Origin of the sequence: Coprococcus sp. ART55/1 (assembly GCF_000210595.1) — a bacterium.
Taxonomy (GTDB): Bacteria; Bacillota; Clostridia; order Lachnospirales; family Lachnospiraceae; genus Coprococcus; species Coprococcus aceti.
Window position 1 is genome coordinate 1,110,081 of the sequence record NC_021018.1, and the last position, 3,124, is coordinate 1,113,204.

A 3,124-nucleotide genomic window follows, 5' to 3' on the forward strand; every position below is an offset into this window, starting at 1 on the left:
ATATGGAGACAGGATCATACTTATAGACGCTCCGACGGCAACTGTTGCCATGGCGGCGGAGGCGCTTGGAGTTGAGCCGGGCATGATCGCTAAGACCATGGCGTTCATACAGGATGACAAGATAGTACTCATACTCACCGAGGGCACAGCCAGAGTTGACAATAGGAAATATAGAGACAGATTCCACGTCAAGGCGAAGATGGTGCCATTTGATAGCGTGGAGGAGCTTGTCGGACATGCACCGGGCGGAGTGTGTCCATTTGGCATAAATCCGGGGATAGATATATACCTTGATGAGAGCCTCAAGAGATACGAGAGGGTTTTTCCTGCGGCGGGCAATGACCACAGTGCAGTGAATCTCACCATCTCTGAGCTTGAGGATGCATCTGGGGCTGCCGGCTGGGTTGATGTGTGCAAGGAGCCGGAGAAGTAAGCTGTTAATCAGGTTAATATGAGTCTGCGGATGGTGCTTATTATACGAATTAAGTATTGGGGAAAGGAAGAATGGGTGTATGGACATAACGATGCTTGGAACAGGAAGTGCACTTGTGACAGAGTGTTATAATACATGCTTTGTGCTGTCAGATGGAGACGAACATTTTCTAGTGGACGGCGGCGGTGGTAACGGCATACTGTCACAGCTTAAGAAAGCGGGTTTTAACTGGCAGGATATGAGTACAATATTTGTGACGCATAAACATGTGGATCATATACTCGGCGCGGTGTGGATGATCCGCATGATATGCCAGCATATGAAAAAAGGTTCGTATGAAGGCGAAGCCGTTATATACGGACATGACGAGGTCATCGCTTTACTTAGGGAGATGGCAATGCAACTTCTTAATAAGAAGGAGACAGTATATATTGGTGACAGACTTCATCTGGTTGAGGTGAATGACGGCGATACGAAAGAGATAATGGGCAGAAAGGTCACATTTTTTGATACTGGTTCAACTAAGACAAAGCAATTTGGATTCTGTATGGATATGGGTGATGGTGCGAAAATTACGTGCTGCGGAGACGAGCCTTACAATGATTGTGAGGAGAAGTATGCGAGAGGCAGCAAATGGCTGCTCCATGAGGCATTCTGTCTGTATTCCGAGGCGGATATATTTGATCCATATGAGAAACATCACTCAACAGTCAAGGATGCCTGTGAACTTGCAGAAAAGCTTGAAGTTCAGAATCTGTTGCTATATCATACAGAGGATAAAAATATAACACATAGAAAAGAATTGTACGTGGCAGAGGGCAAAAGGTATTATAGTGGCAACCTGCATGTGCCAGATGATTTGGAGAAAATAAGATTTTAGAGATGTGGAGGAAAGAATATAGTCAAAAAGGAATATAGTCAAAATCTGAGAGAAATTAGAAGATGAATGACTTTCTTGAACAATAGAATTGTTTGAAAATTCAGGCAACTAGAAAAGAGTTTGCTAAAGATAGGCGATAAAAAGGAGAGATCGAAATGTACAATCCAATAAAAGAACTGACTAAGCGGGAATGGCTTATCTGGCTGAGTTCCCTGGCTATAGTGCTGGTGTCGAATCTTCTCACTGCAGATCTGGACATACTCACACTTGCGGCGGCACTCATAGGTGTGACATCGCTTATATTTGCGGCAAAGGGAAATGTGTGGGCGCAGATATTGATGGTCGTATTTAGCATATTATACGGTATCATATCCTTCAGGTTCCGTTATTGGGGGGAGATGATAACCTACCTCGGGATGACGATGCCGATGGCGGTGTGGTCAGCCATAACATGGTTTAAGAATCCATCGGAGGGCAACAGCAGTGAGGTAGCCATACAGAAACTGACACGCAGGCATGTGATATGGCTCACTGTCAGCACAGTGCTTGTAACGGTTGTATTCTACTATATACTCATGATACTTGACACGCCGAATATAGTATTCAGCACAATATCCATAGTCACAAGTTTCCTGGCGGCTGCGCTCACCATGCTGAGATCGTCATACTATGCGGTGGGATATGCAGCAAATGATGTAGTACTCATAGTATTATGGGTTCTCGCATCTTTTGAGAATCCGGCATATATTCCTGTAGTTGTAAACTTCGTCATATTCTTTGTGAACGACATGTATGGATTTGTGAGCTGGAAAAAGAGAGAAGTGAGGCAGGCTGTGGATATGTAGCAGATAAAGGAGGTGCAATTTGCAACATAAATAGACAGTAGTACAATGTTTAAAGTGCTGACAGCTATATGCCCATAACTGTCAGCACCATAATCTGATTATTATTGCTGAATATCGGCAATATACACTGTTTTGATGTATACATAGTGCGCTGCCAGACAGAACGATATAATAATAAATAGAACATAAGTGAAATCTTATCATAATAGGAGGACGCATAGATGAATATAAACATAAGGGAGTACATGACAGCAGATGCAAAGTCAGCATCAGAGATATGGAACCAGGTTGTGGATGATGGCGTGGCATTTCCACAGGAGGAAGACCTGACACCGGGATCAGGCGATGCATTTTTCAAAGAGCAGACATATACCGGTATCGCCGAGAACGCAGAGAGTGGTGAGGTGGTAGGACTCTACATACTTCATCCGAACAACGTGGGAAGATGCGGACATATATGTAACGCCAGCTATGCCGTGAGACGCGATATCCGCGGTGAGCATATAGGAGAAAAGCTTGTGCTTGACTGTATATCCATGGCAAAGAAGAAAGGCTTTAGAGTGCTCCAGTTCAATGCCGTAGTAGCATCAAATGTACATGCACTCCATCTGTATAAAAGGATTGGTTTTACTCCGCTGGGAGTCATACCGGGAGGCTTCAGAATGCCGGATGGACATTACGAGGATATCATTCCGCACTATTATGACCTTAGAAAAGATGCAGATCAGTAATGAGTTGCAGCATATGGTGTAACATCACAGAAAAATATGTTGATGTTACGATCTGACAGCGGTATACTTGTTGTCAGAGAATTGGATAGTATATGGGGAGCTGGCGAGTTAGCCGGCTGAGAGGAGGCTGAACGCTTCGACCCACAACCTGATGCGGATAATGCCGCCGTAGGGATACGTTTGATACATACATAATGATGTAAGTAATAAAGAAGGAGACGCATTCCTGTGTCTC

General features: G+C 44.2%; 4 protein-coding genes and 1 riboswitch. All 4 genes read left to right on the forward strand.

What is annotated here, in order from left to right; translation table 11 throughout:
* The first annotated feature begins 13 nt into the window (after window positions 1-13).
* A complete protein-coding gene (locus tag CCU_RS05285; protein ID WP_243440920.1) occupies window positions 14-433 on the forward strand; it encodes a YbaK/EbsC family protein in 420 nt (139 codons plus the stop codon).
* A 79-nt stretch (window positions 434-512) separates the two neighbouring features.
* On the forward strand, window positions 513-1,313 hold the full coding sequence (locus CCU_RS05290; RefSeq protein ID WP_015533843.1) for an MBL fold metallo-hydrolase: 801 nt from the start codon (window positions 513-515) through the stop codon (window positions 1,311-1,313).
* A 155-nt stretch (window positions 1,314-1,468) separates the two neighbouring features.
* Window positions 1,469-2,158: a nicotinamide riboside transporter PnuC gene (pnuC, locus tag CCU_RS05295; RefSeq protein ID WP_015533844.1), complete on the forward strand. Its 690-nt coding sequence runs from the start codon at window positions 1,469-1,471 to the stop codon at window positions 2,156-2,158.
* A 221-nt stretch (window positions 2,159-2,379) separates the two neighbouring features.
* Window positions 2,380-2,889: a GNAT family N-acetyltransferase gene (locus CCU_RS05300; RefSeq protein ID WP_015533845.1), complete on the forward strand. Its 510-nt coding sequence runs from the start codon at window positions 2,380-2,382 to the stop codon at window positions 2,887-2,889.
* Between the two features lie 83 nt (window positions 2,890-2,972).
* A riboswitch (TPP riboswitch) is annotated at window positions 2,973-3,081 on the forward strand.
* Window positions 3,082-3,124: the final 43 nt, after the last annotated feature.

What these genes read in the sequence shown, in the direction of transcription:
- CCU_RS05290 (WP_015533843.1), top strand. Translation starts at nt 513, where the DNA reads ATGGACATAACGATGCTTGGAACAGGAAGTGCACTTGTGACAGAGTGT.
- pnuC (WP_015533844.1), top strand. Translation starts at nt 1,469, where the DNA reads ATGTACAATCCAATAAAAGAACTGACTAAGCGGGAATGGCTTATCTGG.
- CCU_RS05300 (WP_015533845.1), top strand. Translation starts at nt 2,380, where the DNA reads ATGAATATAAACATAAGGGAGTACATGACAGCAGATGCAAAGTCAGCA.